This window comes from Ottowia sp., assembly GCF_035444425.1.
In the GTDB taxonomy this organism is placed as follows: Bacteria; Pseudomonadota; Gammaproteobacteria; order Burkholderiales; family Burkholderiaceae_C; genus Ottowia.
This window is the reverse complement of the sequence record NZ_DAOMOQ010000004.1, coordinates 1-26,983: the sequence shown is the minus strand read 5'-3', so window position 1 is coordinate 26,983 and position 26,983 is coordinate 1. Positions and strand designations below refer to the sequence as shown.

The 26,983-nt window shown below is 68.3% G+C and carries 27 protein-coding genes and 1 tRNA gene; 20 read left to right on the top strand and 8 right to left on the bottom strand.

Features of this window, described 5'->3' with window-relative positions; all coding sequences use genetic code 11:
• Positions 1-105 precede the first annotated feature (105 nt).
• From gdhA to tatC, 9 genes are all read left to right on the top strand, one after another.
• Positions 106-1,449 (top strand): NADP-specific glutamate dehydrogenase, encoded by a 1,344-nt coding sequence (gene gdhA, locus PK606_RS02635; protein WP_324560289.1) that lies wholly within the window; start codon positions 106-108, stop codon positions 1,447-1,449.
• A gap of 241 nt (positions 1,450-1,690) precedes the next feature.
• Positions 1,691-2,080, top strand: coding sequence for a phosphoribosyl-AMP cyclohydrolase (gene hisI, locus PK606_RS02630; RefSeq protein ID WP_324560286.1), 390 nt, complete (start codon positions 1,691-1,693; stop codon positions 2,078-2,080).
• 4 nt (positions 2,081-2,084) lie between these two features.
• On the top strand, positions 2,085-2,447 hold the full coding sequence (locus PK606_RS02625) for a phosphoribosyl-ATP diphosphatase (RefSeq protein WP_324560283.1): 363 nt from the start codon (positions 2,085-2,087) through the stop codon (positions 2,445-2,447).
• 37 nt (positions 2,448-2,484) lie between these two features.
• Positions 2,485-2,898 (top strand): DUF4870 family protein, encoded by a 414-nt coding sequence (locus tag PK606_RS02620; protein WP_324560280.1) that lies wholly within the window; start codon positions 2,485-2,487, stop codon positions 2,896-2,898.
• Entirely contained in the window at positions 2,882-4,018 is a 1,137-nt protein-coding gene (locus PK606_RS02615) for a patatin-like phospholipase family protein (protein WP_324560278.1), read from the top strand. Before PK606_RS02620 ends, PK606_RS02615 begins: the two co-directional genes overlap by 17 nt.
• The gene (locus tag PK606_RS02610) at positions 4,015-4,389 is read left to right on the top strand and encodes a histidine triad nucleotide-binding protein (protein WP_324560275.1); all 375 of its coding nucleotides are present in this window, start codon (positions 4,015-4,017) and stop codon (positions 4,387-4,389) included. Before PK606_RS02615 ends, PK606_RS02610 begins: the two co-directional genes overlap by 4 nt.
• Positions 4,390-4,478: 89 nt before the next feature.
• On the top strand, positions 4,479-4,715 hold the full coding sequence (gene tatA, locus PK606_RS02605; protein ID WP_324560272.1) for a Sec-independent protein translocase subunit TatA: 237 nt from the start codon (positions 4,479-4,481) through the stop codon (positions 4,713-4,715).
• A gap of 87 nt (positions 4,716-4,802) precedes the next feature.
• A complete protein-coding gene (gene tatB / locus PK606_RS02600; protein ID WP_324560268.1) occupies positions 4,803-5,285 on the top strand; it encodes a Sec-independent protein translocase protein TatB in 483 nt (160 codons plus the stop codon).
• A 139-nt stretch (positions 5,286-5,424) separates the two neighbouring features.
• Positions 5,425-6,234, top strand: a complete 810-nt coding sequence (gene tatC, locus PK606_RS02595) for a twin-arginine translocase subunit TatC (protein ID WP_324560264.1) — start codon at positions 5,425-5,427, stop codon at positions 6,232-6,234.
• A gap of 127 nt (positions 6,235-6,361) precedes the next feature.
• Here tatC and PK606_RS02590 read toward each other — a convergent pair whose 3' ends face one another.
• Together PK606_RS02590 and PK606_RS02585 are read right to left on the bottom strand one after the other, a co-directional pair.
• A complete protein-coding gene (locus PK606_RS02590) occupies positions 6,362-7,504 on the bottom strand; it encodes a S1C family serine protease (protein ID WP_324560261.1) in 1,143 nt (380 codons plus the stop codon).
• Between the two features lie 121 nt (positions 7,505-7,625).
• A complete protein-coding gene (locus PK606_RS02585; protein ID WP_324560258.1) occupies positions 7,626-8,966 on the bottom strand; it encodes a ferredoxin reductase family protein in 1,341 nt (446 codons plus the stop codon).
• A 139-nt stretch (positions 8,967-9,105) separates the two neighbouring features.
• On the opposite strand from PK606_RS02585, the gene PK606_RS02580 reads away from it, so the two are divergent.
• Positions 9,106-9,879: a Nif3-like dinuclear metal center hexameric protein gene (locus PK606_RS02580; protein WP_324560255.1), complete on the top strand. Its 774-nt coding sequence runs from the start codon at positions 9,106-9,108 to the stop codon at positions 9,877-9,879.
• Positions 9,876-10,919, top strand: coding sequence for a 4-hydroxythreonine-4-phosphate dehydrogenase PdxA (gene pdxA / locus PK606_RS02575; protein ID WP_324560252.1), 1,044 nt, complete (start codon positions 9,876-9,878; stop codon positions 10,917-10,919). The genes PK606_RS02580 and pdxA overlap by 4 nt, the downstream gene beginning before the upstream one ends.
• A gap of 75 nt (positions 10,920-10,994) precedes the next feature.
• On the opposite strand, the gene mscL is transcribed toward pdxA, so the two are convergent.
• The gene (mscL, locus tag PK606_RS02570; RefSeq protein WP_324560250.1) at positions 10,995-11,414 is read right to left on the bottom strand and encodes a large conductance mechanosensitive channel protein MscL; all 420 of its coding nucleotides are present in this window, start codon (positions 11,412-11,414) and stop codon (positions 10,995-10,997) included.
• A 155-nt stretch (positions 11,415-11,569) separates the two neighbouring features.
• Here mscL and petA point away from each other — a divergent pair, with 155 nt between their 5' ends.
• From petA to PK606_RS02540, 6 genes are all read left to right on the top strand, one after another.
• Entirely contained in the window at positions 11,570-12,196 is a 627-nt protein-coding gene (gene petA, locus PK606_RS02565) for a ubiquinol-cytochrome c reductase iron-sulfur subunit (protein WP_324560247.1), read from the top strand.
• 10 nt (positions 12,197-12,206) lie between these two features.
• A complete protein-coding gene (locus PK606_RS02560; protein ID WP_324560245.1) occupies positions 12,207-13,652 on the top strand; it encodes a cytochrome b in 1,446 nt (481 codons plus the stop codon).
• Positions 13,653-13,684: 32 nt separating this feature from the next.
• Positions 13,685-14,443: a cytochrome c1 gene (locus tag PK606_RS02555; RefSeq protein WP_324560588.1), complete on the top strand. Its 759-nt coding sequence runs from the start codon at positions 13,685-13,687 to the stop codon at positions 14,441-14,443.
• A gap of 102 nt (positions 14,444-14,545) precedes the next feature.
• Positions 14,546-15,157 (top strand): glutathione S-transferase N-terminal domain-containing protein, encoded by a 612-nt coding sequence (locus PK606_RS02550; RefSeq protein WP_324560243.1) that lies wholly within the window; start codon positions 14,546-14,548, stop codon positions 15,155-15,157.
• Between the two features lie 15 nt (positions 15,158-15,172).
• A complete protein-coding gene (locus PK606_RS02545) occupies positions 15,173-15,694 on the top strand; it encodes a ClpXP protease specificity-enhancing factor (RefSeq protein WP_324560241.1) in 522 nt (173 codons plus the stop codon).
• A gap of 40 nt (positions 15,695-15,734) precedes the next feature.
• Positions 15,735-15,810 (top strand) — tRNA-Thr (locus PK606_RS02540).
• 125 nt (positions 15,811-15,935) lie between these two features.
• Here the strand turns inward: PK606_RS02540 and PK606_RS02535 are convergent.
• On the bottom strand, positions 15,936-17,732 hold the full coding sequence (locus tag PK606_RS02535) for a single-stranded-DNA-specific exonuclease RecJ (protein WP_324560239.1): 1,797 nt from the start codon (positions 17,730-17,732) through the stop codon (positions 15,936-15,938).
• A complete protein-coding gene (locus PK606_RS02530; protein WP_324560237.1) occupies positions 17,729-18,679 on the bottom strand; it encodes a phosphoglycerate mutase in 951 nt (316 codons plus the stop codon). The genes PK606_RS02535 and PK606_RS02530 overlap by 4 nt, the downstream gene beginning before the upstream one ends.
• Positions 18,680-18,759: 80 nt before the next feature.
• Between PK606_RS02530 and PK606_RS02525 the strand changes: the two genes are divergently transcribed.
• The 3 genes from PK606_RS02525 to PK606_RS02515 all read left to right on the top strand — a co-directional run bounded on the left by PK606_RS02525 (position 18,760) and on the right by PK606_RS02515 (position 22,145).
• A complete protein-coding gene (locus PK606_RS02525) occupies positions 18,760-20,028 on the top strand; it encodes a lipoprotein-releasing ABC transporter permease subunit (RefSeq protein ID WP_502920774.1) in 1,269 nt (422 codons plus the stop codon).
• 144 nt (positions 20,029-20,172) lie between these two features.
• On the top strand, positions 20,173-20,886 hold the full coding sequence (lolD, locus tag PK606_RS02520) for a lipoprotein-releasing ABC transporter ATP-binding protein LolD (protein ID WP_324560235.1): 714 nt from the start codon (positions 20,173-20,175) through the stop codon (positions 20,884-20,886).
• 26 nt (positions 20,887-20,912) lie between these two features.
• Positions 20,913-22,145 carry an MFS transporter gene (locus tag PK606_RS02515; RefSeq protein WP_324560233.1) on the top strand — a complete coding sequence of 411 codons (1,233 nt, stop codon included), beginning with the start codon at positions 20,913-20,915 and terminating at the stop codon, positions 22,143-22,145.
• 164 nt (positions 22,146-22,309) lie between these two features.
• Here the strand turns inward: PK606_RS02515 and PK606_RS02510 are convergent, their stop codons facing one another.
• The 3 genes from PK606_RS02510 to PK606_RS02500 are packed head-to-tail and all read right to left on the bottom strand — an operon-like array spanning position 22,310 to position 26,658.
• Entirely contained in the window at positions 22,310-23,518 is a 1,209-nt protein-coding gene (locus PK606_RS02510) for an efflux RND transporter periplasmic adaptor subunit (protein ID WP_324560231.1), read from the bottom strand.
• A 46-nt stretch (positions 23,519-23,564) separates the two neighbouring features.
• Positions 23,565-25,928, bottom strand: coding sequence for an ABC transporter permease (locus PK606_RS02505; protein WP_324560229.1), 2,364 nt, complete (start codon positions 25,926-25,928; stop codon positions 23,565-23,567).
• Between the two features lie 10 nt (positions 25,929-25,938).
• A complete protein-coding gene (locus tag PK606_RS02500) occupies positions 25,939-26,658 on the bottom strand; it encodes an ABC transporter ATP-binding protein (RefSeq protein ID WP_324560226.1) in 720 nt (239 codons plus the stop codon).
• Positions 26,659-26,983 lie beyond the last annotated feature (325 nt).

The window sequence follows — 26,983 nt, the reverse complement described above, 5'->3', positions numbered from 1 at the left end:
GAATCGTTCGGCTCGTTTTTTTGGTGCTGCTTGCCGTTCGCGTGGCCGGATGGTGCATCATTGGCCGTTTTTCCGCGAATCCACACCTCCGAAAAGGAACCTAGCTTGTCTGCCTCCAGCCTTGAAGATTTCCTGCGCGCCGTAGCCCGGCGCGACCCGGACCAGCCCGAATTCCTGCAAGCTGTGCGCGAGGTGATGACGTCGCTGTGGCCGTTCCTGGACAAGTACCCGCATTACCGCGAGCACGGCCTGCTGCAGCGGCTGGTCGAGCCCGACCGGGCGATCCAGTTCCGCGTCGCCTGGGTCGACGACAAGGGGCAGACCCAGATCAACCGCGCGTTCCGGGTGCAGCACAACATGGCGATCGGCCCGTACAAGGGCGGCATGCGCTTCCACCCCTCGGTCAACCTGTCGATCCTGAAGTTCCTCGGCTTCGAGCAGACCTTCAAGAACGCGCTGACCACGCTGCCCATGGGCGGCGGCAAGGGCGGCAGCGATTTCGACCCCAAGGGTAAGAGCGACGGCGAGGTGATGCGCTTCTGCCAGTCGCTGATGACCGAGCTGTACCGCCACCTGGGCGCCGACACCGACGTGCCGGCGGGCGACATCGGCGTCGGTGCGCGCGAGGTCGGCTTCATGGCCGGCATGATGAAGAAGCTGGCCAACAACGCCAGCAGCGTGTTCACCGGCAAGGGCATCGCCTACGGCGGCAGTCTGATGCGCCCCGAAGCCACCGGCTACGGCACCGTGTACTTCGCGCAGGAGATGCTGCGCCGCCGGCAGATGGGCTTCGACGGCCGCAGCGTCAGTGTCTCCGGCTCGGGCAACGTGGCGCAGTACGCCGCCGACAAGGCGATCGAGCTGGGCGCCAAGGTGGTGACCCTGTCCGATTCCGACGGCACGCTGGTGTGCGAGGCCGGCATGACGGCGGGCATGCTGCACGACGTGATGGATTTCAAGAACGTGCAGCGCGGCCGGCTGAAGGATTTCTGCCAGCAGCACAAGCTCAAGTTCGAGGCCGGCAAGCGCCCCTGGCACGTGCCGGTCGACATCGCGCTGCCGTGCGCGACGCAGAACGAGCTCGACGCCGAGGATGCGCGGCGCCTGATCGCCAATGGCGTGGTCTGCGTCGCCGAGGGCGCCAACATGCCGAGCACGCTGGAGGCGGTGGACTGCTTCCTCGAGGCCGGCACGCTGTACGCGCCCGGCAAGGCCAGCAACGCCGGCGGCGTCGCCACCTCGGGCCTGGAGATGAGCCAGAACGCCATGCGCCTGTCGTGGACGCACAGCGAGGTCGACCTGCGCCTGCACGAGATCATGAAGGATATCCACGGCAACTGCGTGCGTCACGGCGAGCGCAGCGACGGCACGGTGAACTATGTCGAGGGCGCCAACGTCGCCGCCTTCGTCAAGATCGCCGATGCCATGCTGGCGCAAGGAGTTCTCTGACCACCCCGCGCTCCACACGCTGCGCGTTGTTCCGCCACCCCCTCAAGGGACATCGCCGACGGCCGGGCCAAGCCCGTCCGTGGCGATCGCTGGGATAGCCGGCTCCGCGGCCTTTTGGCTCTTTGGAAGGGTGGGCGGGCTGGCGGTGAGCATGCTGCGTTGGCGTTGAGTTTGATGGGTGCTGGATAGTCCCTCATCCTGGTGTCCGTGTGCAATTGAGCCGATCACCGACAATCCGTCCATGAACTGGCTGGATCAAGTGAAGTGGGACGCGCAGGGCCTGGTGCCCGTGATTGCGCAGGAGCAAGGCAGCGGCGACGTGCTGATGTTCGCCTGGATGAACCGCGAGGCGCTTGCGAAGACGGCCGAACTGGGGCGCGCGGTGTACTACAGCCGCTCGCGCGGCAGGCTGTGGTTCAAGGGCGAGGAGTCGGGCCACGTGCAGACAGTGCACGAGATCCGCATCGACTGCGATGCCGACGTGGTGCTGCTGAAGGTGACGCAGCTCGGGCATGATCCCGGCATCGCCTGCCACACCGGGCGTCACAGCTGCTTCTTCAGCGTGCTCGTGAATGGCGCATGGCAGGCCGTCGATCCGGTCTTGAAAGATCCTGAATCGATCTACAAATAACCTCATGACCGATCTCGACACCCTGGCACGCCTGGCGGCCGTCATCGAAAGCCGCAAGCCGGCCGCCGGTGGCGACCCTGCCACGAGCTATGTCGCGCGCCTGCTGCACAAGGGGCCGGACGCGTTCCTGAAGAAGATCGGCGAGGAAGCCTGCGAGGTGGTGATGGCCGCCAAGGACGCCGATCATGGCGGCGCGCGCGAGAAAATCGTCGCCGAGATGGCTGATCTGTGGTTCCACGGCATGGTGGCGCTGGCGCATTACGGCCTGAGCGCGGCCGACGTGGTGGCGGAACTGGCGCGCCGCGAAGGACTCTCAGGCATCGAGGAAAAGGCCTTGCGCAAGCTGCACGAGCGCGAAGCCGAATGACCCGCACTGGATGACCCGCACGACAAGGAGCCGGCTCATGAGCAACAACGACATCATCGACGTGGAACCGATCAGCGGCCGCGGCCGCGTCAGCCCCAAGGCCCACGATTCGCTCAAGACCTGGGGCTGGGTCAGCTACGTGCTGCACCTGATCGTGGCGGTGGCGGCGGTGGTGCCGGGCGCCCAGGTCAGCATCGCGTTGCTGATCATCGCGCTGGTGATGGACTTCGTGAAGAAGGACGACGCCGCCGGCACCTGGCAGGAAAGCCATTTCAGGTGGCGCATCCGCTCGGTGCTGTGGGCCACGGTCTGGTACGTGGTCACGATTCCGGTCGGCCTGCTGTTCCTGTTCGTCTGGAACCCGGCCTGGCTGCTGGTGTCGATCTGGTTCCTCTACCGCATTGTCAAGGGCATGGTGCGCATGAATGCAGGCCGTGCCGTCGATGCCTGAAGCGAAGAAGCCACGCAAGGACGCCGGCAGGAAAGGCGCGAGCAGCGGTGCCAGGCCGGCAGCGCGCAAGGGCAACGGCAAGCCAGCCGGTAAGACCGTCAACCTGGCGCTGCAGGGCGGTGGCTCGCACGGCGGCTTTACCTGGGGCGTGCTGGACGCGCTGCTGGAAGATGGCCGGCTGCGCTTCGAGGGCGCCAGCGGTACCAGCGCGGGCGCCATGAATGCGGCGGTGCTCGCGCACGGCCTGGCGCGTGCGCACGAGGACGGGCTGAAGGACGCCGATGCGCGCCAGGCCGCGCGCGAGGCTTTGACGCGCTTCTGGGAAGGCGTCGGCGTCATGGGCGCCTTCACCTCGGGGCTGCCGCTGGCCGGCGCGCAGCTGATGGGCGCCTGGCTGTCGGCATGGGTTTCGCCCTACCACGCCAATCCGTTCGGTCTCAACCCGCTCCGCCAGTTGCTGGCGCGCGAGATCGATTTCGAGTTGCTGGCGCGCCAGCAGGCGATGAAGGTGTTCGTCACCGCAACCAACATCCGCACCGGCCGCGGCGAGGTCTTCAGTGGTGACAGGCTGTCGGCGGACGCCGTGATGGCCTCGGCCGCGCTGCCGTCGGTGTTCAAGGCGGTGCAGATCGACGGCGAGTACTACTGGGATGGCGGCTATTCGGGCAACCCGGCGATCTACCCGCTGATCTACGAAACGCGCTGCGCCGACGTGGTGCTGGTGCAGATCAATCCCATCGAATCGCCCTATACGCCGGGCGCCAGTGCCGCCGACATCATGGAGCGCGTCAACGAGATCACCTTCAACGCGCCGCTGCTGGCCGAGTTCCGCGCCATCGAGTTCGTCAGCCGCCTGCTGGCCGAGGGCAGGCTCGATCCCAAGCGCTACAAGAACGTGCTGCTGCACCGGGTCGACGGCGGCAGCGCGCTGGCTGAGTTCGGTGCCGCCAGCAAGTCGCGCGCCGACGTGGCGTTCCTGCACCGCCTGTTCAAGCTGGGGCGCGAGGCCGGCCAGCGCTGGCTGCAGACGCATTTCGACGATGTCGGCGTCTGCTCCAGCGTCGAGCAGTTGCGCCCGTCGAACGCGCGTTCCACCGTTTCCAGACAGACCGAACCATGAGCACATCCGTACCCGCCACCGACCCCGACTGCATCTTCTGCAAGATCATCGCCGGCCAGATCCCGTCGAACAAGGTGTACGAAGACGACGAGTTGTACGCGTTCCACGACATCAACCCCTGGGCGCCGGTGCACTTCATGATCGTGCCGAAAGCGCACATCCGCTCGCTGGCGCACTCGGGGCCCGAGCATGCGGCCCTGCTGGGCCGCATCCTCACGCTGGCGCCGAAACTGGCCATGGAGCAGGGCTGCAATCCGTACCCGGACGGCGGCTTCCGCGTGGTGGTAAATACCGGTGCCGAAGGCGGGCAGGAAGTGCATCATCTGCACGTGCATGTCATGGGTGGTCCGCGGCCCTGGCTGCGGGGCTAGTTTGCCCCCGGCCGGAACCGCTGGCTCGCGCCGCCGTCTAAAATCAGTTCAATCGCGCCCGATCCATCAGTGGCGCAAGGAGTAGCAACATGGGTACTTTTTCCATCTGGCATTGGCTGATCGTCCTGCTGATCGTGGTCATGATCTTCGGCACCAAGAAGCTGAAGAACATCGGCTCCGACCTGGGCGGCGCCGTCAAGGGCTTCAAGGACGGCATGAAGGATGGCTCCACCGAGGCCGACGCCGGCAAGCCGGCCGGGCAGGTGACCAACAGCGCCAGCAGCGCCAAGGAAACCATCGACGTGCAGGCCAAGGAAAAGAGCTGACGCGCGAATCGGCTCGGGCGTTCAGCGCTGAAGCGTTGAGCCTGCAACGCGGCTGTTGACGCCCAACGCTGAACGCGCAACCTGACGATGCTTGATCTCGGCATTTCCAAGATGGCCATGATCGGCGCCGTGGCGCTGATCGTCATCGGACCGGAGAAACTGCCGCGCGTGGCGCGCATGGCAGGCACCCTGCTGGGCAAGGCGCAGCGCTACGTGGCCGACGTCAAGGCCGAGGTCAACCGGGCCATGGACCTGGATGAGCTCAAGAAGATGAAGGAAACCGTGGAGCAGGCTGGGCGCGAGGTCGAGAAGAGCATCCACTCCACCAAGGCCGACTTCGAGAAGGACTGGAGCGAGGTCACCGCCGGGCTGGAAGGCAGCGGCCTTGACGCTGGCGCCACCACGCCCTCCAGCTGGGAGCCGCCGCCGCCCCAGTACAAGCGCCCCGACAAGAACTGGCGCCTCAAGCGCGGAGCCACCCCGCAGTGGTACAAGCAGCGCCATGGCGTGCGCCGCCAGGTGCAGTCGGGCGCGGCCCGGGTGGCACGCTTCAGGCCCAAGCGCAAGTGACGCCATGAACGCGCCGCGCTGCGGCACAGGTGACGTCACGAGCGCGGTTTCGGAGCGGCGTCCCGGCCGTCCCGCCACCGTTGCCGCCTGAGCGAACCCGCCATTCGTCACCGGCACACCTGCGACAATTGCCGTCTCCATGACCGACCCGAATCCCAAACCCGATCCCGAAGACGAGCTCGCCGGCACCGAGCAGCCCTTCGTCGCCCACCTGATGGAGCTGCGCGACCGGCTGATCAAGTCGATGGTCGCGATCGGCCTGGTGGCCGCGGTGCTGGCGCTGTATCCGGGGCCGGGGCAGCTCTACGACCTGCTGGCAGCGCCGCTGGTGGCGCACCTGCCGCAGGGCTCGACCATGATCGCCACCTCGGTGATCTCGCCATTCATGGTGCCGCTGAAGATCATGCTGATGGCGGCGTTCCTGATCGCGCTGCCGGTGGTGCTCTACCAGGTCTGGGCCTTCGTCGCGCCGGGTCTTTATTCGCACGAGAAGCGGTTGGTGCTGCCGCTGGTGATCTCAAGCACCATCCTGTTCTTCGCCGGCGTGGCGTTCTGCTACTTCCTGGTGTTCGGCAAGGTGTTCTCGTTCATCCAGGGCTTCGCGCCCAAGAGCATCACGGCGGCGCCAGACATCGAGGCCTACCTGAGCTTCGTGCTGACCATGTTCCTGGCCTTCGGCCTGGCCTTCGAGGTGCCGATCGCCGTGGTCGTGCTGGTGCGCATCGGCGTGGTGACGGTGCAGCAGCTGCGCAGCTTCCGCGGCTACTTCATCGTCATGTCCTTTGTCGTCGCGGCCGTCGTCACGCCGCCGGACGTGGTGTCGCAGCTGGCGCTGGCGATTCCGATGTGCCTGCTGTACGAGGTCGGCATCTGGGCCGCGCAGCTGTTCGTGCGCCACACCAAGGCGCCGGACGCGGACGCCGACGAGGCCAAGCCGGCCGAATCCTGATTCCCGTGTGAGCGGTGGCGGCCGCAAACTGGTCCCTGTGGTGGGCGAAGCGAAGCACTTGTTCCCACCTGCCACCGCCCCACTTGTTTTCTTCATCCGACGGCGAAGGCCCTGATCAGGGCTGCCGTCAGCGCTGCCGCATGCGCGGTGCCGGGCGCTGCGCCGGGGTCACGCTGGTGTCGACCTGCTGGCCGCGCCGCTGCAGCACGAAGGGTGCGGGCTGTCCGGGCGCCAGCGCGGCGATGCGCGTCAGCAGTTCCGACACCGTGCGGATCGGCTGGCCGTCGACCTGCGTGATGACGTCGCCCGGGCGGATGCCGGCGTTGGCGGCGGGCCCGTTGTTGAGTACGCCGGTGACGATCACGCCCTGCGCGGTCTTGATGCCGAAGGTCTGCGCCAGCTCGGGCGTCAGCTCGTTCGGTTCGACGCCAATCCAGCCGCGCACCACCTGGCCGTTCTTGACGATGCTCTCCAGCACCTGCCTGGCGGTGCTGACCGGAATCGCGAAGCCGATGCCCATGCTGCCGCCCGAGCGCGAATAGATCGCGGTGTTGATGCCGAGCAGGTGGCCATTGATGTCGGTCAGCGCACCACCGGAGTTGCCGGGGTTGATGGCGGCGTCGGTCTGGATGAAGTTCTCGAAGGTGTTGATCCCGAGCTGGTTGCGCCCGAGCGCGCTGACGATGCCGCTGGTCACGGTCTGGCCGACGCCGAACGGGTTGCCGATGGCCAGCACCTGGTCGCCGACCTGCAGCGCATCGGAATTGCCGAGCGTGATCGCCGGCAGCTTGTCGAGCTGGATGCGCAGCACCGCCAGGTCGGACTCGGGGTCGGTGCCGATCACCTTGGCCGATGCGCTGCGCGCGTCGGCCAGCACCACCTCGATGGCGTCGGCGCCCTCGACCACGTGGTTGTTGGTCAGCACGTAGCCCTCGGGGCTCATGATCACGCCCGAGCCCAGGCCCGACTGCTGCTGTTCGCCGCGCTCGCCGAAGAAGAAGCGGAACCAGGGGTCGTTGCTGAGCGGATGGCGCGCCGAAGTCGAGGTGTTGATGCTGACCACCGCCGGCGCCGCCTTGCGCACCGCGGCACTGAGGCTGCCGGGCGCGGCCTGCACGCTCGGGGCGGTGCTGGGGGCTTCCAGGATCGAGACCGTGCCGCCCGGCAGGGCGCCGCGGCCCAGCCACTCGGGCTTCAGCGTGCCGACGACGAAGTAGGCAGCCAGCAGCACGGTGACGGCCTGGGCGAAGACGAGCCAGAGGCGTTTCATGAAGGGTTCCGAATCGTGGTGGGCCGCCGTTCCTCAGGTTTCCGGCGTCCAGGGGCTGAAATTGTAGGGTGCGGAGCCGGTTTGCAAGGCTCTGGGGTGATCCTTGCCGGCGCGGCAGCAATCACCGCATCTGGAACAGTTCCTGGTGGAACGCATCCGCCGGCAGGCCGTGCGCCACCAAGTCGGCGCGCAGCGCCTGGCCGAAGCCGGCCGGGCCGCAGAACCACACGCTGGCATTCTTCCAGCCGGGCACCCGCTCGCGCAGGCGATCACCGGTCAGGCGGCCATCCTGCTTGTCAAGGAACAGGTGCAGGCGCACGCCGGCGGCCTGCGCGTCGGCCTTCAGCTTGTCGAGCGCCGCGGGATCGATGACGGCGGTGGGGTGGAACAGGTCGACCTCCGTGGTGCCGCGCGCGCCCGCCTGCGCCAGATGCTTCATGCGGGCGATGAAGGGCGTGATGCCGATGCCGGCGCCGATCCAGATCTGCTGCGGCTCGTTGCCTGCGAAGGTGAAGCGGCCGTAGGGGCCCTCGATCTTCACGCGGTCGCCCACGCGCAGGCGCTCGTGCAGCGTGCGCGTGTGGTCGCCCAGCGCCTTGGTGACGAAGCAGATGCGCCGATCCTGCGGATTCCAGGCCGAGGCGATGGTGTAGGGATGCGCGCCTTCCGTCGCGCTGGAGGTGAGAAAGGCGAACTGCCCCGGCTGGTGGCCGGCCCAGCGCTCGTCCAGCACCAGGGTGGTCTCCAGCACCTGCAGGGCGGGAAAGCGCTGCAGCGATTCAATGGTGCCGTGCGCGGTGCGCCGTGCACCGATGCGGCCGAGCAGCACGATCACTGCCGACACCGTGCCCGCGACCAGCAGCGCGGCCTGCACCCAGCCTACCGGCTGCGCCCAGTAGTCGATCTTGGTCAGCACGACGGTGTGGAACACCAGCACCAGGTAGATCGCCGCCAACAGCTTGTGCGTTTGGGCGAACAGGCGGTAGGGAAAACGCTTGACGAGCGCCAGCACGATCAGCAGCACGGCGCCGTAGAAGGCCCATTCGCCCATCACCTCGGCGGTACCGCGCCAGTTGCGCAGGGCTGCCTCGATGAGGCCCATCTCGCCGGGTCCGCCGGGCCCGCGCGCCGGCTTGGTCAGCCAGCCCCAGCCTACCGCCCACTTGGTGCCCTTGGCCCACAGCCAGTGCACGGTGCCCACCACCAGTGCGCCGATGCCCAGCCACTTGTGCAGGCGGTACATCTTGTCCAGGCCGTCCAGATGCGACTCCAGCCACACCGGGCGCACCGCCAGCAGCATGGCCAGCGACATCACGCCCATGGCGATGACGCCGGTGTACTGCACCCACACGGTGCGAAAGTCGAAGTAACCGCGCTGCTCGGGCAGCAGCGTGTCCGCCATCAACCACAGACCCGTGAGCAGGGTCAGAAAGCCCCAGAAAACCCAGGTGATGCGCTTCATTGTTCGACCTCCAGATTCCTTTTTGTGTATATGAAACCAGCGTAACGCCGCGGTTTTAAGCGGTTCTGAACTCGTGTGAAGTGCAGGTAAACGGATTTGATCTGCATCAGCAAAGTGCCGATGGCGGACAATGCGCCGCATGTCTTCCGTGCCCACCGTCGACCGCGCCGCCCTGCTGGCCGCCTGCAATGCCGAACTGCAACCTGAACGCTTCAAGGACTACGGCCCCAACGGCCTGCAGGTCGAGGGCGCCGAGCGCATCCGCAAGATCGTCAGCGGCGTCACCGCCAGCCGCGCGCTGATCGACGCCGCTATCGAGGCCGGCGCCGATGCGCTCTTCGTGCACCATGGCCTGTTCTGGCGCGGCCAGGACGGCACCGTGACCGGCTGGATGAAGCAGCGCCTCACGCGCCTGCTGGCGCACGACATCAACCTGCTGGCCTACCACCTGCCACTGGACGCGCACCCGACGCTGGGCAACAACGCCGAGCTGGGCCGCGTGCTCGGCCTGCAGGCCAGCGCGCGGTTCGGTGAGCAGGAGCTGGGCTTCATCGGCAGCCGCGTCGACGGCGAGGCCTTCGCCGACGCCGACGTGCTGGCCTGGCAGATCGAGCATGCCCTGCAGCGCCCGGTGCTGCAGGTCGGACCCAGCGGTACGCCGATCGAGCGCGTGGCGTGGTGCAGCGGCGGCGCGCAGGGCTATTTCGAGGCCGCCATCGCCGCCGGCGCGCAGGCCTTCATCACCGGCGAGATCTCCGAGCCGCAGGCGCACCTGGCGCACGAGTGCGGCGTCAGCTTCTTCGCCTGCGGCCACCACGCCACCGAGCGCTACGGTGCGCCGGCGCTGGCCGCCTACGTGGCGGCGCAGCTTGGCATCGAGCACCAGTTCATCGACATCGACAACCCGGCATGAGCCTGCCGGTTGCCATCACGCAGGGCGATCCGGCCGGCATCGGGCCGGAAATCATTGCCAAGGCCTTCCGCGACCAGCCGGAACTGCTGCGCGGCTGCTTCGTGGCTGGCGACGTGGCCACGCTGCGCCGCGCCGCCGCCATCGTGCAGGGCGACTCGCAGGCCAGCCTGCCGGTGGCCGAGCTGGCGCAGGCCAGCGATGCGCTGGATGTGCCGCCGCGTTGCGTGCCGGTGCTGCAGGTGGCGACGCCCGCCGACGCCCTGGTGCCGTTCGGCCAGGTCAGTGCCGCAGCCGGGCGGGCCGCTGGCGACTGCGTGTTCTGGGCCGCCCGTGCCGCGCTGCGGGCCGAGCTGGCCGCCATAGTCACCGCACCGCTGCACAAGGAGGCGCTGGCGGCGGCGGGCGCGCCGTATGCGCGTTATCCGGGCCACACCGAGCTGCTGCAGGCCGAGGCGGCCGCGTATCTCGGCCGGCCGATCGAGCAGCTGCCGGTGCGCATGATGCTGGCCAACGACGAGCTGCGCACCGTGCTGGTTAGCATCCATCTGTCCTTGCGCGCGGCGATCGAGCAGGTGACCGAGCGCAACATTCTGCAAACACTGCGAATTACGCACCAATCTGTTGGCGCCGCGCTACACAGGTCGCCCCGCATCGCGGTGGCCGGCCTGAACCCGCATGCGGGCGAGGGCGGGCTGTTCGGGCGCGAGGAGCTCGACATCATCGGCCCGGCGATCGCGCAGGCGCGCGCCGAGGGCATCGACGCGCATGGCCCGTTCGCGCCCGACACGGTGTTCATGCGGGCCCGCAGCACGCCCGAGCGCGCGGGCGAGTTCGACGTGGTGGTGGCGATGTACCACGACCAGGGGCTGATTCCGGTCAAGTACCTGGGTGTCGAGCAGGGCGTCAACGTGACGCTCGGCCTGCCTTTCGTGCGCACCAGTCCGGATCACGGCACCGCCTTCGACATTGCCGGCAGCGGACGCGCCGATGCGGCAAGCCTGCTGGCGGCGGTGCGCATGGCACGCGAACTGGCACCCTGAGACAACAAAGCGCCTGCCGCGCATGGCGACAGGCGCTGGATGCTATCTTGCTTGTAGCTTGATCGGCGGACTGGATCAGCGTTTCAGGCTGTCGCGGATCTCGCGCAGCAGCTGCACCTCTTCCGTCGGCTCGGCCGGCGCAGCGGGCGCGGCTTCCTCTTCCTTCTTCAGGCGGTTGATCTGCTTGACCATCATGAAGATGATGAAGGCCAGGATCAGGAAGTTGACCAAGATGGTGATGAAGTTGCCGTAGGCGAACACGGCGCCGGCTTTCTTGGCTTCTTCCAGCGCCAGTCCTGCCGCCTGGCCGGCCAGCGGGATGTAGTAGCTGGAGAAGTCGAGCCCGCCGAAGATCTTGCCGACGATCGGCATGATCAGGTCGCCGACGATCGAATCGACGATCTTGCCGAAGGCGGCGCCGATGATCACGCCCACCGCCAGGTCGATGGCGTTGCCCTTGACGGCGAATTCCTTGAATTCCTGCATCATGCCCATTTGGAGTACTTCCTCGAGTGGTTGGAAATGGTGCTCATATTCTCGCAGCTTGAGCAATGTCAATCGCGCGGCTTAACGCGCCGGGAAGCCACTGACGCTCCGCTACAATCCTTGACTGCCCCCGCGTACCAGAATAATTTCGCCAGAGGACAGTCATGAGTGACGCATCTCCCAGCAACTTCACCCCCGTCCCCCTGGACGCCAGCAAGCGAACCTGGCTGATTGCCTCGGGCGTTGCCGGCGCTGCCGGCACCGTGGCCCTGGCCACTCCGTTCGTGACCAGCTTCGCCCCGTCCGAAAAGGCCAAGGCCGCCGGCGCCGCCGTCGAGGTGGACATCGCCGCCCTCAAGCCCGGCGAGAAGATCACCGTGGAATGGCGCGGCAAGCCGGTGTGGATCATGCGTCGCACGCCCGAGCAGATGGCGACGCTCAAGCAGGTGGAAGGCGAACTGGCTGACCCGATGTCGGTGCGCAACGCGTACCCGACGCCCGAATACGCCCAGAACGAGGCCCGCGCCCGCGCCGAGCACCCCGAGGTGCTGGTGCTGATCGGCATCTGCACGCACCTGGGCTGCTCGCCCGGCGACCGCCTGAACCCGGGCCCGCAGCCCTCGCTGCCGGACGACTGGAAGGGTGGCTTCTTCTGCGCCTGCCATGGCTCCACCTTCGACCTGTCGGGCCGCGTGTTCAAGAACAAGCCGGCGCCGGACAACCTGGAGGTACCGCCCTACGTGTACCTGGCCGACAACAAGCTGCTGATCGGCGAAGACAAGAAGGCATAAAGAGGCGGCCATGGCTGAATTCAAGGAAATCTCCCCCAACGCGCCGCTCGGCGCCAAGGTCCACAACTGGTTCGACAACCGGTTCCCGACCCTGTTTGCGGAATACCGCAAGCACATGTCGGAGTACTACGCGCCGAAGAACTTCAACTTCTGGTACTTCTTCGGCTCGCTGGCGATGCTGGTGCTGGTGATCCAGATCGTCACCGGCATCTTCCTGGTGATGCACTACAAGCCCGACGCCGCCAAGGCGTTCGAGTCGGTCGAGTACATCATGCGCGACGTGCCCGGCGGCTGGTTCATCCGCTACATGCACTCCACTGGCGCCTCGGCCTTCTTCGTCGTGGTCTACCTGCACATGTACCGCGGGCTGATCTACGGCAGCTACCGCAAGCCGCGCGAACTGGTGTGGATCTTCGGCTGCGCCATCTTCCTGGCGCTGATGGCCGAGGCCTTCATGGGCTACCTGCTGCCCTGGGGCCAGATGTCCTACTGGGGCGCGCAGGTGATCGTCAACCTGTTCTCCGCCATTCCCTTCATCGGGCCCGACCTGGCGCTGCTGATCCGCGGCGACTACGTGGTCGGCGACGCGACGCTGAACCGCTTCTTCAGCTTCCACGTCATTGCCGTGCCGCTGGTGCTGATCGGCCTGGTGGTGGCGCACCTGCTGGCGCTGCACGACGTCGGTTCGAACAACCCCGACGGCATCGAGATCAAGAAGGGGCCCAAGGGCAACCGCTGGTCGCCCGACGCGCCGGCCGACGGCATCCCGTTCCACCCGTACTACAGCATCCACGACATCCTGGGTGTGAGCGTGTTCCTGATGATCTTCTTCGCGATCGTGTTCTTCGCGCCGGAGATGGGTGGCTACTTCCTCGAGTACAACAACTTCATCCCGGCCGACCCGCTGGTGACGCCGCTGCACATCGCGCCGGTGTGGTACTTCACGCCCTTCTACTCGATGCTCCGCGCCACCACCGACCTGATGGTCAACGTGCTGGTGGTGATCATCGCGCTCGGCGTGGTGCTGGCCTTCCTGCGCTGCAAGTGCTCGATGATGCTGAAGATCGGCATGGCGGTGGCGGGCTTGGTGGCGATTGCCCTGCTGAAGACCTTCGACGCCAAGTTCTGGGGCGTGGTGGTGATGGGCGGCGCCGTCATCATCCTGTTCTTCCTGCCCTGGCTCGATCACAGCCCGGCGCGCTCGATCCGCTACCGCCCGGGCTGGCACAAGTGGGTCTACGCCGTGTTCATCATCTGGTTCCTGATCCTGACGGTGCTGGGCATCATGTCGCCGGGCCCGATCTTCGGCGACCCCTCGCTCAACTGGCTGACCAACGAGCGCGTCGCCATGGTCGGCACGCTGGTGTACTTCGGCTTCTTCCTGCTCATGCCCTGGTGGAGCCAGCTGGGCACGCCCAAGCCGGTGCCCGACCGCGTGACCTTCAAGCCGCACTGAGCACCGCTGGAGAGAACAACATCATGAATGCACTGAAGAAACTGCTCTGCGGGCTGGCTCTCGCGCTCGGCGTGGCGGGTGGCGCGCACGCCGCCACCGGTGGCGTCGCCTGGGACAAGGCGCCCGTCAACACCACCGATCTGGCCTCGCTGCAGAACGGCGCCAAGCTGGTCGTGAACTACTGCCTGAACTGCCACTCGGCCGCCTTCATGCGCTACAACCGCCTGCAGGACATCGGCCTGACCGAGCAGCAGATCAAGGACAACCTGCTGTTCACCACCGACAAGGTCGGCGAGACCATGCGGGCGGCGATCGGCGCGCGCGAAGCCAAGGAATGGTTCGGCGTCAACCCGCCGGACCTGACGCTGGTCGCGCGCTCGCGTGCCGGTGCCGGCGGCAGTGGCGCCGATTACATCTACACCCTGTTCCGCACCTACTACCGCGACCCGGTGGCGCCGACCGGCTGGAACAACCTGATCTTCCCCAACATCGGCATGCCGCACCCGCTGTGGGAACTGCAGGGCGAGCGCAAGCCGGTGTTCGAGACCGTGCAAAGCCACGGCCACGAGGTGCAGTCCTTCACCGGCCGCTGGGAGCAGGTGTCGCCCGGCACCATGACGCCGCAGCAGTACGATGCCGCGGTCGGCGACATGGTCAACTTCCTGACCTGGATGTCCGAGCCGGCGCAGAACAAGCGTGTCAAGATCGGCGTCTGGGTGATGCTGTTCCTGCTGCTGTTCACCCTGATTGCCTGGCGCCTGAACGCGGCGTACTGGAAAGACGTCAAGTAATTCATCGATCATGGCACGCCGCGCGCGTGCCGTCTTGGAGTGGGGGTGCGCCGGCCTGCGGCGAGCTTCCCACTCTTTTGGTTTTTCAAGGAGCTATTCGCCATGATGGTGCTGTACTCGGGGACCACCTGCCCGTTCTCCCACCGTTGCCGGTTTGTCTTGTTCGAGAAGGGCATGGACTTCGAGATCCGCGATGTCGACCTCTACAACAAGCCCGAGGACATCGCGGTCATGAACCCGTACGGCCAGGTGCCGATCCTGGTCGAGCGCGACCTGATCCTGTACGAGTCGAACATCATCAACGAGTACATCGACGAGCGCTTCCCGCACCCGCAGCTGATGCCCGGTGACCCGGTCGACCGCGCGCGCGTGCGCCTGTTCCTGCTCAACTTCGAGAAGGAACTGTTCACGCACGTCAGCACGCTCGAGAACCGTTCCACCCGCAGCAACGAGCGCGCGCTGGAGAAGGCGCGCGCCAACATCCGTGACCGCCTCACCCAGATGGCGCCGGTGTTCCTGAAGAACAAGTACATCCTGGGCGAGAACTTCTCCATGCTCGACGTCGCGCTGGCGCCGCTGCTGTGGCGCCTCGACTACTACGGCATCGATCTGTCGAAGAACGCCGCGCCGCTGCTCAAGTACGCCGAGCGCATCTTCTCGCGCCCGGCCTACATTGAGGCGCTGACGCCGTCCGAGAAGGTGATGCGCAAATAAGCTGCGGGACAGGCTATGATGAACGCGCTGGAATCCACCTCGACCCGCCCCTACCTGGTGCGGGCGCTGCACGAATGGTGTACCGACAACGGCCTCACGCCCTACATCGCGGTGCTGGCCGACGACAGCGTGCAGGTGCCGCGCGAATACGTGCAGAACGGCGAGATCGTGCTCAACGTCAGCTTCGACGCCACCAGCGCGCTCAAGCTCGACAACGACTTCATCAGCTTCAAGGCCCGCTTCGGCGGTGTCGCGCGCGAGATCATGGTGCCGATGGACCGCGTGCTGGCCATCTACGCGCGCGAGAACGGCCAGGGCATGGCCTTTCCGGTCGCGGTGCCGAGCGCTGAAGCCGAAGCCGAGGGCGACGCACCGCCAGCCGCGACCGGTGAGCCAGCCGCACCCGAAGCCGCGCCGGCGCCGCGCGCCGGCATGCAACTGGTGCAGCCGACCGACGATGGCGTCGACAGCGACGCGCCCGACACCGACCCGCCGCCGCCCAGGCGCAAGCGGCCGGCGCTGAAGGTGGTCAAGTAGGGGCCTGAAATCCGGGGGCACGGTAGAATCCGCGCCTCATGCCGCCTTAGCTCAGCTGGTAGAGCACCCGCCTTGTAAGCGGTAGGTCGTCAGTTCGAATCCGACAGGCGGCACCATTTTGGAGACTCGGACAGTCTCGGAAGCCATCCAACCCGCATCCTGCTCGAGTTTGCGGGTTTTTTTTGTCGACTTGACCTGGGGTTGCGTGCAGTTTGGGTTGTCCGGCTCGTAAGGATCGGTGTCAAGCGGGAGCAGCGCCTTCCACCAGCAGCCGGACGCGGCGCGCGCCCTGCCACTCGTCGACCTCGAGCCGGAAGGCGAGCAGGGTGCGCGGCTGCAGCGGCTCGGTGCGGCCGAACCAGATGCCGTCGACCGGCTGGCCATGGTGGCGCAGCTTCAGCGCCAGGTGCCTGTCGCCGACCAGGCGCTGGCTCAGCACCTCGACTTCCTCGCTGAACACCGGCGGCGCGAAGCCCTGGCCCCAGACCTCGTGGTGCAGGGTGTCGACCATGTCGGGGCGGCGGTATTCAGGCGGCAGCGGGCCGTCGGTCTCGAGCCGGCGGGTCAGCGTGGCGGCGTCCAGCCATTCGGCGGCGACCTGCTGCAGCGCCTGCTCGAACAGCTCGAAATGCGCCTCGGCGATGGTGCAGCCAGCTGCCATGGCATGGCCGCCGAACCTGAGCAGCACGCCGGGGTGTCGCTTGGCGACCAGATCGAGTGCGTCGCGCAGGTGAAAGCCGGGGATCGAGCGGCCCGAGCCCTTCAGCTCGTGCTCGCGCCCCGGTGCGCTGCTGGCCGCGAACACGAAGCTGGGGCGGTGCAGCCGGTCCTTCAGGCGCGCGGCGATGATGCCGACCACGCCTTCGTGGAAATCCGGATCGAACACCGCGATCGCGCTGGGCGGTTCGTCCTCGACGTCGAACAGGCCGGCGGCGATCTGCATCGCCTGTTCGCGCATGCCACCCTCGATCTCGCGCCGCTCGCGGTTGATGCCGTCGAGCGTGCGCGCCAGTTCGTCGGCACGCGCCGCATCGTCCGTCAGCAGCAACTCGATGCCGAGTGTCATGTCGGCCAGCCGGCCGGCGGCGTTGATGCGCGGGCCGAGGGCAAAGCCGAAATCGAATGTGCTCGCCTTCTGGCTGCTGCGGCCGGCGACTGCGAACAGCGCCGCCAGCCCGGTGCTCATCTGCCCGGCGCGGATGCGCTTGAGGCCTTGTGCTACCAGTCGGCGGTTATTGGCGTCTAGGCGCACCACGTCGGCCACGGTCCCGAGGGCGACCAAGGGCAGCAGCGTATCGAGCTTCGGCTGGCTGGCTGCATCAAAAGATCCGCGTTCACGCAGTTCCGCGCGTAACGCCAGCAGCACGTAGAACATCACGCCGACACCCGCCATCGACTTGCTGTCGAACCCGCAACCGGGCTGGTTCGGGTTGACGATGACGTCGGCGGCGGGAAGGATGACTGCCCCCACGCTCCCTGCTTCGCATGGTGCGCTGCCCCCCGGGGGGGCGCTCGCCGCCTTGGGGCGGCCCGGCGGCGGCTCGGTCGCCGGCAGATGGTGGTCGGTCACCAGCACCTTCAGGCCCAGCTCGCGTGCGCGCGCCACGCCGTCGATGCTGGCGATCCCGTTGTCCACCGTGACCAGCAGGTCGGCGCCGCGCGCCGCCACGCGTTCGGCGATCGGCGCGGTCAGGCCGTAGCCGTCGACCAGGCGGTCAGGCACCAGGTAGTCCACCTGCCGCGCGCCCAGCAGTCGGAGGCCGCGGATGCCGACGGCGCACGCGGTGGCGCCGTCGCAGTCGTAGTCGGCGACGAAGCAGATGCGCTGGCCGGCGGCGATGGCGTCGGCCAGCAGCACGGCGGCCGCATGCGCGCCCTTCAGGCCGGCGGGCGGCAGCAGGCGCGCCAGCCCGGCGTCGAGTTCGTCGGCGCTGGCGACGCCACGGGCAGCGAACAGGCGCGCCAGCAGCGGGTGCACGCCGGCCTGCTCCAGCGCCCAGGCGGCCCGCGGCGGCACGTCACGCACTTCGATTTTCATAGCTGCGCGATCAGTTCGGACGGCCGCAGCGGCCGCATCAGGCTCGACAGCCGGAATGCCAGGCCGGCGCCGGGCCGCAGTGTTTGCGCGCGTTGCGCCCCGCACAGGGTCAGGCGCACCTCGGCGCCGGCAGCGAGCCGCTGGCGGGCGTGGGCGATAGTATCGGCGTCGATGGTCTGCCAGGCGGCTTGCCAAGCCGCCAGGTCGCCGGCGGCGGCGGGTAGTGTCAGACGCGACTCGACCCGCACTTCGGCGCCGGGACTGATGGTGTGCTCGAGCGTGCCGGCGCCCTCGATCCACAGCGCATTTACCGGCCACTGCCTGGCCTGCTCGCGCGCGTCGTTGACCGGGTGCGTGTAGAGCAGCATCTGGATCTCGTTCTGCAGCCGTCGCAGGTGCGCACTGTGCGCCGGCGTTGCCGCCAGTGCCAGCACCTCGCGGGTCAGTGATTGCTGCGCCGCGCGCGCCATCGACCAGGTGGTCAGGCCGCGAAACAGCTCGCCGTGCGCCAGCCAGGCGTCGGGGCGCTCGTAGCGCAGGGTGATGCCGTCTTCGCGCAGCAGGGGCTCGGCGGTGGCCAGCAGGCGGCGCGATTCCTCCTCGCTCAAGTCGAGCTGCCCGGGCGGCAGCAAGTTGACGTGGTCCATGCCGAGCTGCCAGTGGCAGGGCCGCAGCCAGGCGCATGGCACGCCGACGGTGCCGGTGTCGAACGCGGCCCAGGGCACCTGCCCGGGGGCGCCGGGCAGGCCGTGGGCACGCGCCAGTGCGCGTTCGAGCGGCGTGTCGGGGGTGTCGTCTTCGCAGGCCAGCGTGTCGGCGGGCTGCAGGCGCTTGAGCAGTGCGTCCAGCTGGGGCAGCGGCGGGAGCGTGGGTGGGGGCGCGCCTGCGGGCTGCAGCGGCGCGGCATCGGCGATCAGCAGGTGGAACGCCTGGGAGACGGTGGACATGCGCCCGATTGTCGGGGATGCGAGAATCGCCTCTTGGCGCCGCGGGAACCCCCCAGCGGGGCGGTTTGATTCAGGCCTCGATGTCCTTGTCCCAGCGATTGCCGTACGAAATGCTGCTCGGCTGGCGCTACACGCGCGCCGGCCGGGCGACGCGGCGCAACGGCTTCATCTCCTTCATCTCGGCAGCGTCGATGCTGGGCATCGCGCTCGGCGTGGCGGCGCTGATCATCGTGCTGAGCGTGATGAACGGGTTCCAGAAGGACGTGGCCGGACGCATGCTGAGCGTGATCTCGCACGTCGAGGTGTTCTCGCCCGACGGCGGTGCGCTGCCTGATCCGCAGCGCACGCTGAGCGAGGCGCGGCAGAACCCGGAGGTGATCGGAGCCGCTCCGTTCATCGGCGCGCAGGGCCTGCTGGCGCGCGGCGAGACCATGCAGGGCGCGATCGTGCGCGGCATCGATCCGGCGCTGGAGCCGGGCGTCACCGACGTCGCCGCCGACATGAAGGACACGCTGCTGCCGAAGCTGGTGCCGAGCGGGTTCGGCATCCTGCTGGGCAGCGACCTGGCGCGCAAGCTGGGCGTGGGCGAGGGCGACCAGGTGACGCTGATCGCGCCCAGCGGGCAGGTCACGCCGGCCGGCGTGGTGCCGCGGCTGAAGCAGATGACGGTGGTCGGCACCTTCTCCAGCGGCCACTACGAGTACGACTCGGCGCTGGCGATGCTGCACATGGAGGATGCGGCGCGCATCTTCCGGCTGGAGGGGCCGACCGGCATCCGCCTCAAGCTGCGCGACCTGCACCAGGCGCGCGAGGTGACGGACCAGCTTGCCGGCTCGCTCTCGGGTCACTTGCTGCTGCTCGACTGGACGCGCCAGAACCGCACCTGGTTCGCCGCCGTGCAACTGGAGAAGCGCATGATGTTCATCATCCTGACGCTGATCGTCGCCGTGGCCGCGTTCAACCTGGTCAGCACGCTGGTCATGACGGTGCAGGACAAGCGTGCCGACATCGCCATCCTGCGCACGCTGGGGGCGAGCCCGGCGAGCATCATGAAGATCTTCATGGTGCAGGGCGCGCTGGTGGGCGTGATCGGCACGCTGGCCGGGCTGGTGCTGGGGCTGGCGATCGCCTTCAACATCGATGTCATCGTGCCGTTCCTGGAGGGCGTGTTCCGCGCCAGCTTCCTGCCCAAGGACATCTACCTGATCAGCCAGATGCCGAGCGATCCGCAGGCCAGCGACATCGTGCCGATTGCGGTGATCTCGCTGCTGCTGGCCTTCGTCGCCACCATCTACCCGAGCTGGCGCGCCAGCCGCGTCAATCCGGCAGAGGCGCTGCGGTATGAATGACTCCCCCCTGAGCCGCTCACACGGCTTCCCCCCGGAGGGGGGACAACGCTGGTGGTCGGGGGGACCCCGACCACGGCGTTCCGGCGTGGCCTGCTCCGCGGCCGCCAGATCGGGCTTGCTGCGCAGCCCTTATGAGGGCACGCCATGAATTCAGAAACTGCTCGCGCAGATTCAACGGGGGCTGCGGCCGTATTGGAGGCCGAAGCCGTCACCAAGCGCTTTCACGAAGGTCCGCTCGACGTCACCGTGCTGCACGGCGTTGACCTCACGGTGAATCCGGGCGAGACGCTGGCCATCGTCGGCCAGTCGGGCTCGGGCAAGAGCACGCTGCTGCACCTGCTGGGCGGGCTGGACGCGCCCACCAGCGGCAGCGTGCGCCTGATCGGGCAGGACTTCAGCGGCCTGTCGGCAGCGGCGCAGGGCGGCCTGCGCAACCGGCACCTGGGTTTCGTCTACCAGTTCCACCACCTGCTGCCGGAGTTCAGCGCACTGGAGAACGTCGCCATGCCGCTGTGGATCCGGCGCGGCTCGCGCACGCAGGCAGCCGACGTCGCGGCGCGGATGCTGGCGCAGGTGGGGCTCAAGGAGCGCGTGCAGCACCGACCGGCCGAACTGTCGGGTGGCGAGCGCCAGCGCGTGGCGATCGCGCGCGCGCTGGTCACGCAGCCGGCCTGCGTGCTGGCCGACGAGCCGACCGGCAACCTCGACCGCGCCACCGCCGACGGCGTGTTCGCGCTGATGCTGGAGCTGGCGCGCGAGCACGGCACCGCCTTCGTGCTGGTGACGCACGACGACGGTCTGGCGGCGCGCTGCGGGCGTACGCTGCGGCTCGAACGCGGCCGGCTCGCCAGCACCTGAGCCGATCGGCATCTACCATGACGGCCATGGGGCGCTGGTACTTCGGCTGGAACATCGTCGCCGCTTCAGCGCTGCTGACCCTGCTGTCCAGCGGCCTGCGGCTGTCGATCGGACCGTTCTTCCTGCCGATCGCGCACGACCTGGGTTTCAGCCGCAGCCTGCTGGCGGGCATCGTCGCCGTCGGCATGATCTGCTATGGCCTGGCGATGCCGGTGGCCGGCCACCTGATCGCGCGCCACGGCACCCGCGCCGTGGTGCTGGCCAGCGCGGTGATCATCAACGCCGCCGCCTGGTGGAGCGTCGTGGCGGCCGACGCCACCGCCTTCATGCTGTCGTTCGGCGTGCTGCTGTCGATCGGCCTGGCATTCGCCAGCCCGGTGGCCTTCACGCCCATCATCAGCCACTGGTTCACGCGCCAGCGCGGCATGGCGCTGTTCTTCCTCTCGACCGGCTCGATGGCCGGCCTGGCCATCATGACACCGGTGCTGACGGCCTCGATCGAGGCCTTCGGCTGGCGCGCCACCCTGGTCGGCTTTGCCGCCGTGCTGACGCTGATGGCGATTCCGGTGGCGCTGTTCGTGATGCGCGACGAGGCGCCGGCCGGCACCGACCAGCTGCCGATTACCGCCACCGATGGGGCGCCGGTGACGGTGGCGGTAACGGCGCCGGCGCCGCGGCTGCGCGAGGCGCTGCGCAGCACGCCGTTCTGGATGATCTGCGGCGGCCTGTTCGCCTGCGGCTTCAGCATGAACCTGCTCGGCACCCATGGGGTGCCGATGCTGATGGACCACGGCTTCGACGCGCACACCAGCTCGATGGGCATCGGGCTGATCGGCTTCGTCGCCATCTTCGGCACCCTGGTGCTTGGGCGCTGGTCGGACCGGCTGCCGCGCCGCAACATCCTGGCGGCAATCTACGGCGTGCGCGGGCTGGGCTTCTTCGCGCTGGTGCTGGTCGGCACGCACTGGGAGCTGTACGTGGCCGCCAGCATCGGCGGGCTGGTCTGGGCCGGCAGCATCGCGCTGTCGTCGGCCATCCTGGCTGATCTGTACGGCGTGCGCCTGGTCGGCGTGCTGTACGGCCTGGCCTATGTCGGCCACCAGGTTGGCGGCATGATCAGCGCCTGGCTGGGCGGCTGGGGCTACGAGCGCTTCGGCACCCACTGGCTGTCCTTCGGTGCCGCTGGCCTGCTGCTGCTGGCGGCCGCGCTGGTGGCGCTGAAGCTGCCGATGCGCAGGCCGGCTGCGGTGCCGGCGTAGGCGCCGTTTTCAACGCTCGTGCGAAATCGCGCTCAACAAGCGGGAACCGTTCGGGCTGAGTTGGTCAAAGTCGTGCTTGGACTCCGCACTTCGACAAAGCCTGTCGTGAGCTTGTCGAATGGCTCAGTGCGAACGGATTTTCAGGCGTTGGACGCCAATCGGGATCAGCGGCCGTCGGTGGTCTTCAGCCGCGTGCCGTCGACGATGCGGTCGTCGGGCTGCACCACCACCCGGTCACCCTCGTCCAGGCCTTGCAGCACCTGCGCGGCGGTGGCCGAGCGCAGGCCGATCGTGACCGGCGTGCGGCGCGCGCGGCCGCCCTCCAGCCGATACACTGCCCAGCCGTCGCCGGCGCGAAACAGCGCGCTGCCCGGCAACTGCAGCACGCCGGCTTCCTGCTGCACGATGAACTCGACCTCGACGCGGTAGGCATCGCCCAGCGCGGCCCACCGCTCGCGTGGGCTGTCGATGTCGAGGATGACGCGCGTGCGTTGCTCTTCCACGCCCAGTGCCGACACCTTGGTGAAGCCGCCGGGCTCGACGCGCGCGACCCGCGCCGCCAGCTCGCCTTCTCCGCCCCAGCGCAGCACGCGCGCGGCCATGCCGGGGGCCAGGCGCACGGCGTCGGTGGACAGCACCTCGGTCTCGATCTCCAGCAGCGCCGGATCGCCGATCTCCATCAGCACGGTGCCGACGGGCACCGGCGTGGCACTTTCCAGGGGGCGCTTGAGCACGCGCCCGGCCACCGGCGCCGTCACCGTCAGCAGCTTGCCGGCGGCGCTGGCGCGACCTTCGTCGGCCAGCAGCGCGCGTGCGGCAGCCAGGCGCTCGGCGGCGGCGCGTTCGTCGGCCTGGGCGGCGGCGAGTTCAGCGCGCGTGGTGTCGGCGCGGCTGCGTGCCTGGTCGAGCTGCTCCAGCGCGACCGCGCCTGCCTGCTGCAGGGTCTGGGCGCGGCGCAGCTCGGTCTGCGCCAGGCGCTCGGCGGCCTGCGCGGCGCCGATGCGCTGGTGCGTGGCCGCCAGCTGCGCCTCGGCGCCGCGCACCTCGGCCTGCGCCTGGCTGCGCGTGCGGGCGTCGAGCAACTGGCTGGTGGCCGGCTCGATATCGGCCAGCGGCTGGCCGGCGCGCACCGCATCGCCCGGCTGCAGCGTGATGCGGCGCACCATGCCGGCCACCGGCGCGGTGACCACGTAGCGTGCCTTGAGCCGCGTCTTGCCCTCTTCTTGGAACGTCACTTCCAGCGGGCCGCGCGTGACCTGCGCCGTGCTCGCCAGCTGCTCGGGTTCGCGCATGGCGGCCCAGGCCAGCAGCGCCAACACGGCGGCGGCCAGCAGCCAGTAGAGGCTGGTGCGGATCAGCTTCGGGGCGGCCATGGTGTCGTTTCGTAGGTGGATGGGCGACGCAGTGGGGCGTTCATGTTCATTCCCGGGTTTTCAGCACACCGATCAGGTCGAGCTGGCGGATGCGCCAGTGCACCGCCAGCGATGACAGCACGGCGCTGACCAGCGTGACCAGCGCGGTGAAGGCGTAGGCCGAAGGGTGCATCACCACCGGCACGCGGTACAGGTCGGACTGCATGCCGGTCGCCAGGAACCAGGACAGGCCCCAGCCGATGGCAAAGCCGAGCGGGATCGACAGCAGCACCAGCAGCGCCAGTTCGCCGAGCAGAATGTAGCTGACCTCGCCGCGCGTGAAGCCCAGCACGCGCAGGCTGGCCAGTTCGCGTCCGCGCTCGGCCAGCGCGATGCGCGCCGAGTTGTAGACCACGCCGAAGTTGACCACCGCGCCCATCAGCACGGCGATCCAGGTGTAGACGCCGGTCATCTCGGCCACCGTGGCGTAGAACGAGCGGATCGCCGCCAGCCGGGAATCGGCGCCGACCACGTGCGGGCGGCGATCGAGCTGGTGCAGCACCTGGCGCTGGGCGTCCTGATCCACCGTCAGCAGCACGCCGCTGATGACGTCGCCATCACCGAGCGCACGGTTCAGCGCCTGCAGGTCCATGTAGGCCGACATGCCGGTGTATTCCCTGGTCAGCGCCACCACCGGCAGCTGCAGCTGCTTCTGACGGCCTTCCAGCACCTCGACCCAGACCGCGTCGCCGACGCCCAAGCGCAGGCGTCGGGCCAGGTAGTCGCCCAGCACCAGACCCTGCGGCGGCAGCTGCACGTGGCGCAGTTCGGTGTCGACCGGGCGGCGCAGCGTACCGCCCTCGGGCAGGCCCTCGATGGCCGTCAGCACCGCGTGGTTCTCGTGCCGCAGGCGCACCGCCACGTTGCGCACGCCTTCCACCTGGCGCACGCCCGGCAGGGCGCGCAGCTCGTCGGCGGCACGGCGCGGCGCGGCCTCGATGAAGGCGGCCGAGATGTCGTGCTGGCGCGCCAGCCGGAACTCGACCTCGATCATGCGGTCGATGGCGCTGATCTGGAAGTTGGCCATCATCACGATGCCGCCGGCGAAGCCCAGGCCCAGTACCGACATCAGCGCCTTGCCGGGCCGCCGCTCGAGCTGACGCCAGATGATGCGCGTGGGCTGCGACAGCCAGCGCATGAGGCCAAGGCGTTCGCCCAGCGTGCGGCGAAAGTGCTCCGGCGCCGGCGGCCGCATGGCCTGCGCCACCGGCTCGCCGGCCGCTGCATAAACCGCCCAGCCGGTGCCCAGCAGCGCCGCGCCCAGGCTGACGCCGGCGCCGATCGCCACCACCGGCCAGCCGAGCACGAAGTCGAGGAAGGGAAAGCGGAAGTGCAGCTGGTACACCCCCGCCAGCAGCGTGCCCAGCCAGGCGCCCAGCGCCACGCCGATCAGCGTGCCGAGCAGGCAGATCAGCGTCACGATCAGCCCGTAGTGCAGCGCCACGTGGTGGGTGCCGTAGCCGAAGGCCTTGAGGATGGCGACCTGGTCGCGCTGCATGCTGATCAGGCGCTTGAACACCACGTTCAGCAGGAACGCCGCCACGCCCAGGAAGATGGCCGGAAACAGCCGCGCCATGGTGCCGAGCTGCTTGAACTCCTCGTGCAGGAAGCGGTAGGAGAGCTGGTCCATGCGCCCGGTGGCGCCGCGCCCGCCGTAGCGTGCCAGGATGCGGTCGACGGTATCGATCACATCGCGCTCGCTGGTGCCTGGCGCGAGCCGGAGCGTGGCCTGGTTGAAGGCGCCGTTCATGTCCAGTGCCGCTTCCAGCGCGCGCCGGTGCGCCCACACGATGGCGTAGCGCTGGTAGTCGGGGAACATGCTGCCCGGCTTGATCTGGTTCAGGTATTCGGGCGAGACCGCGATGCCGACGATGGTGAACCATTGGGAGCGCCCGTACACCGTGGCGCGCAGCCGGTCGCCGGGCTTCAGCCGGTGCGCCTGCGCGAAGCCGTCGCTCACCAGCACCTCGCCGTGGGCGAATGGCGCCAGCATGCGGCCGGCGCGCAGGTACAGGCGGTTCTGCAGCGGCGCGCCGGTGTCTGGCAGCGACTGCACCAGGGCCTCCACCGGCTCGCCGAAATCGGGCAACTGCAGCTTGCCGCCGGCGACGATGCGCGTTTCCACCTCGCTCACGCCGGCGATCTCGGCCAGGCGCGCGGCCACCGGCTCGGGCGCGCGCTTGACCTGCGCCCAGACGTCGGAGAAGCGGTGGTCGGCAAACAGCCGGGTGCTGGTGTCGCGCAGCGATTCGAGCGTGGCCTGCGACATCACCAGCATGGCGATGCCCGAGGCGATCACCAGCGCGATGGCGATCGCTTGGCCGCGCATCAGCCACAGGTCGCGCAGCGCCTTGCGGTGGATCGCCCTCATGCGCGCTGCCTCACCACTGCAGCTCGCTGGCTTGCGCACGCTGGTGGTTCACCTGCTCGCGCACGATGCGGCCGTCCTGCATCCACAGCACGCGCTGGGCCATGCGGGCGATGTCCGCGTTGTGGGTGATGATGACGGTGGTGGTGCCCAGCTCGGCGTTGACCCGCTCCAGCGCCTCGAGCACGCGCACCCCGGTGCTGGAATCGAGCGCGCCGGTCGGCTCGTCGCACAGCATCACCACCGGGCGCTTGGCGATCGCCCGTGCGATGGCCACGCGCTGCTGCTCGCCACCGGAGAGCTGGGCCGGAAAGTGATCCAGCCGTTCCCCCAGCCCCACCATGGCCAGCGCCTCCTCGGGCGGCATCGGGTCGGGCGCGATGTCGGTGACGATGGCCACGTTCTCGCGTGCCGTCAGGCTGGGGATCAGGTTGTAGAACTGGAACACGAAACCGACGTGCTCGCGCCGAAACCGGGTCAGGCGCGCATCGCCGGCGCGTGTCAGGTCCTCGCCGTGGTACCACACCTGGCCGTCCGTGGGCACGTCAAGCCCGCCGAGGATGTTGAGCAGCGTCGACTTGCCGCTGCCCGAGGGGCCGAGCATGACCACGAACTCACCTTGGCGCAGTTCCAGGTCGACGCCGCGCAGGGCATGCACCTGAACGTCGCCCATGCCGTAGACTTTGGTCAGGCCCAGGGCCTTGAAGATGACTGTCTCGGTGGGGGTGGTCATGCGATTGGGGATTATGGCGAGGGGATGTGTCTGAGGGTCTCTTGGTGTTCTGGGGTTGGATGCGCTGCTGGCCGGGATGTGCGCCCGGCGGCGCACCTACTTTTCTTGTCTCGCCAAGAAAAGTAGGCAAAAGAAGGCGACCCTGCTGGCTGCGTCCCCTGCGCTTCGCTACGGGGCAACCTGCGGTGCTCGCGGTCGGGGTGCGCCGCAGAACTCACTGCGCGCTTTCAGCGCTCCGTTCAGACAGCTGCGGCGAGTCAGACCACGATGCGAATGCATCCTGCGGTGCATTCGCTCACCCCGCCCGCTGCGCTCCTCGGCGCAT

Coding starts and splice junctions, on each gene's coding strand:
- PK606_RS02510 (WP_324560231.1), bottom strand. CDS start 23,518: ATGGCCGCCCCGAAGCTGATCCGCACCAGCCTCTACTGGCTGCTGGCC.
- PK606_RS02560 (WP_324560245.1), top strand. CDS start 12,207: ATGGCTGAATTCAAGGAAATCTCCCCCAACGCGCCGCTCGGCGCCAAG.
- PK606_RS02620 (WP_324560280.1), top strand. CDS start 2,485: ATGAGCAACAACGACATCATCGACGTGGAACCGATCAGCGGCCGCGGC.
- PK606_RS02500 (WP_324560226.1), bottom strand. CDS start 26,658: ATGACCACCCCCACCGAGACAGTCATCTTCAAGGCCCTGGGCCTGACC.
- PK606_RS02530 (WP_324560237.1), bottom strand. CDS start 18,679: ATGTCCACCGTCTCCCAGGCGTTCCACCTGCTGATCGCCGATGCCGCG.
- hisI (WP_324560286.1), top strand. CDS start 1,691: ATGAACTGGCTGGATCAAGTGAAGTGGGACGCGCAGGGCCTGGTGCCC.
- pdxA (WP_324560252.1), top strand. CDS start 9,876: ATGAGCCTGCCGGTTGCCATCACGCAGGGCGATCCGGCCGGCATCGGG.
- PK606_RS02515 (WP_324560233.1), top strand. CDS start 20,913: ATGGGGCGCTGGTACTTCGGCTGGAACATCGTCGCCGCTTCAGCGCTG.
- PK606_RS02525 (WP_502920774.1), top strand. CDS start 18,760: ATGTCCTTGTCCCAGCGATTGCCGTACGAAATGCTGCTCGGCTGGCGC.
- tatC (WP_324560264.1), top strand. CDS start 5,425: ATGACCGACCCGAATCCCAAACCCGATCCCGAAGACGAGCTCGCCGGC.
- PK606_RS02505 (WP_324560229.1), bottom strand. CDS start 25,928: ATGAGGGCGATCCACCGCAAGGCGCTGCGCGACCTGTGGCTGATGCGC.
- PK606_RS02610 (WP_324560275.1), top strand. CDS start 4,015: ATGAGCACATCCGTACCCGCCACCGACCCCGACTGCATCTTCTGCAAG.
- mscL (WP_324560250.1), bottom strand. CDS start 11,414: ATGGGCATGATGCAGGAATTCAAGGAATTCGCCGTCAAGGGCAACGCC.
- PK606_RS02550 (WP_324560243.1), top strand. CDS start 14,546: ATGATGGTGCTGTACTCGGGGACCACCTGCCCGTTCTCCCACCGTTGC.
- PK606_RS02545 (WP_324560241.1), top strand. CDS start 15,173: ATGATGAACGCGCTGGAATCCACCTCGACCCGCCCCTACCTGGTGCGG.
- PK606_RS02590 (WP_324560261.1), bottom strand. CDS start 7,504: ATGAAACGCCTCTGGCTCGTCTTCGCCCAGGCCGTCACCGTGCTGCTG.
- PK606_RS02580 (WP_324560255.1), top strand. CDS start 9,106: ATGTCTTCCGTGCCCACCGTCGACCGCGCCGCCCTGCTGGCCGCCTGC.
- tatB (WP_324560268.1), top strand. CDS start 4,803: ATGCTTGATCTCGGCATTTCCAAGATGGCCATGATCGGCGCCGTGGCG.
- PK606_RS02625 (WP_324560283.1), top strand. CDS start 2,085: ATGACCGATCTCGACACCCTGGCACGCCTGGCGGCCGTCATCGAAAGC.
- PK606_RS02535 (WP_324560239.1), bottom strand. CDS start 17,732: ATGAAAATCGAAGTGCGTGACGTGCCGCCGCGGGCCGCCTGGGCGCTG.
- tatA (WP_324560272.1), top strand. CDS start 4,479: ATGGGTACTTTTTCCATCTGGCATTGGCTGATCGTCCTGCTGATCGTG.
- lolD (WP_324560235.1), top strand. CDS start 20,173: ATGAATTCAGAAACTGCTCGCGCAGATTCAACGGGGGCTGCGGCCGTA.
- PK606_RS02585 (WP_324560258.1), bottom strand. CDS start 8,966: ATGAAGCGCATCACCTGGGTTTTCTGGGGCTTTCTGACCCTGCTCACG.
- petA (WP_324560247.1), top strand. CDS start 11,570: ATGAGTGACGCATCTCCCAGCAACTTCACCCCCGTCCCCCTGGACGCC.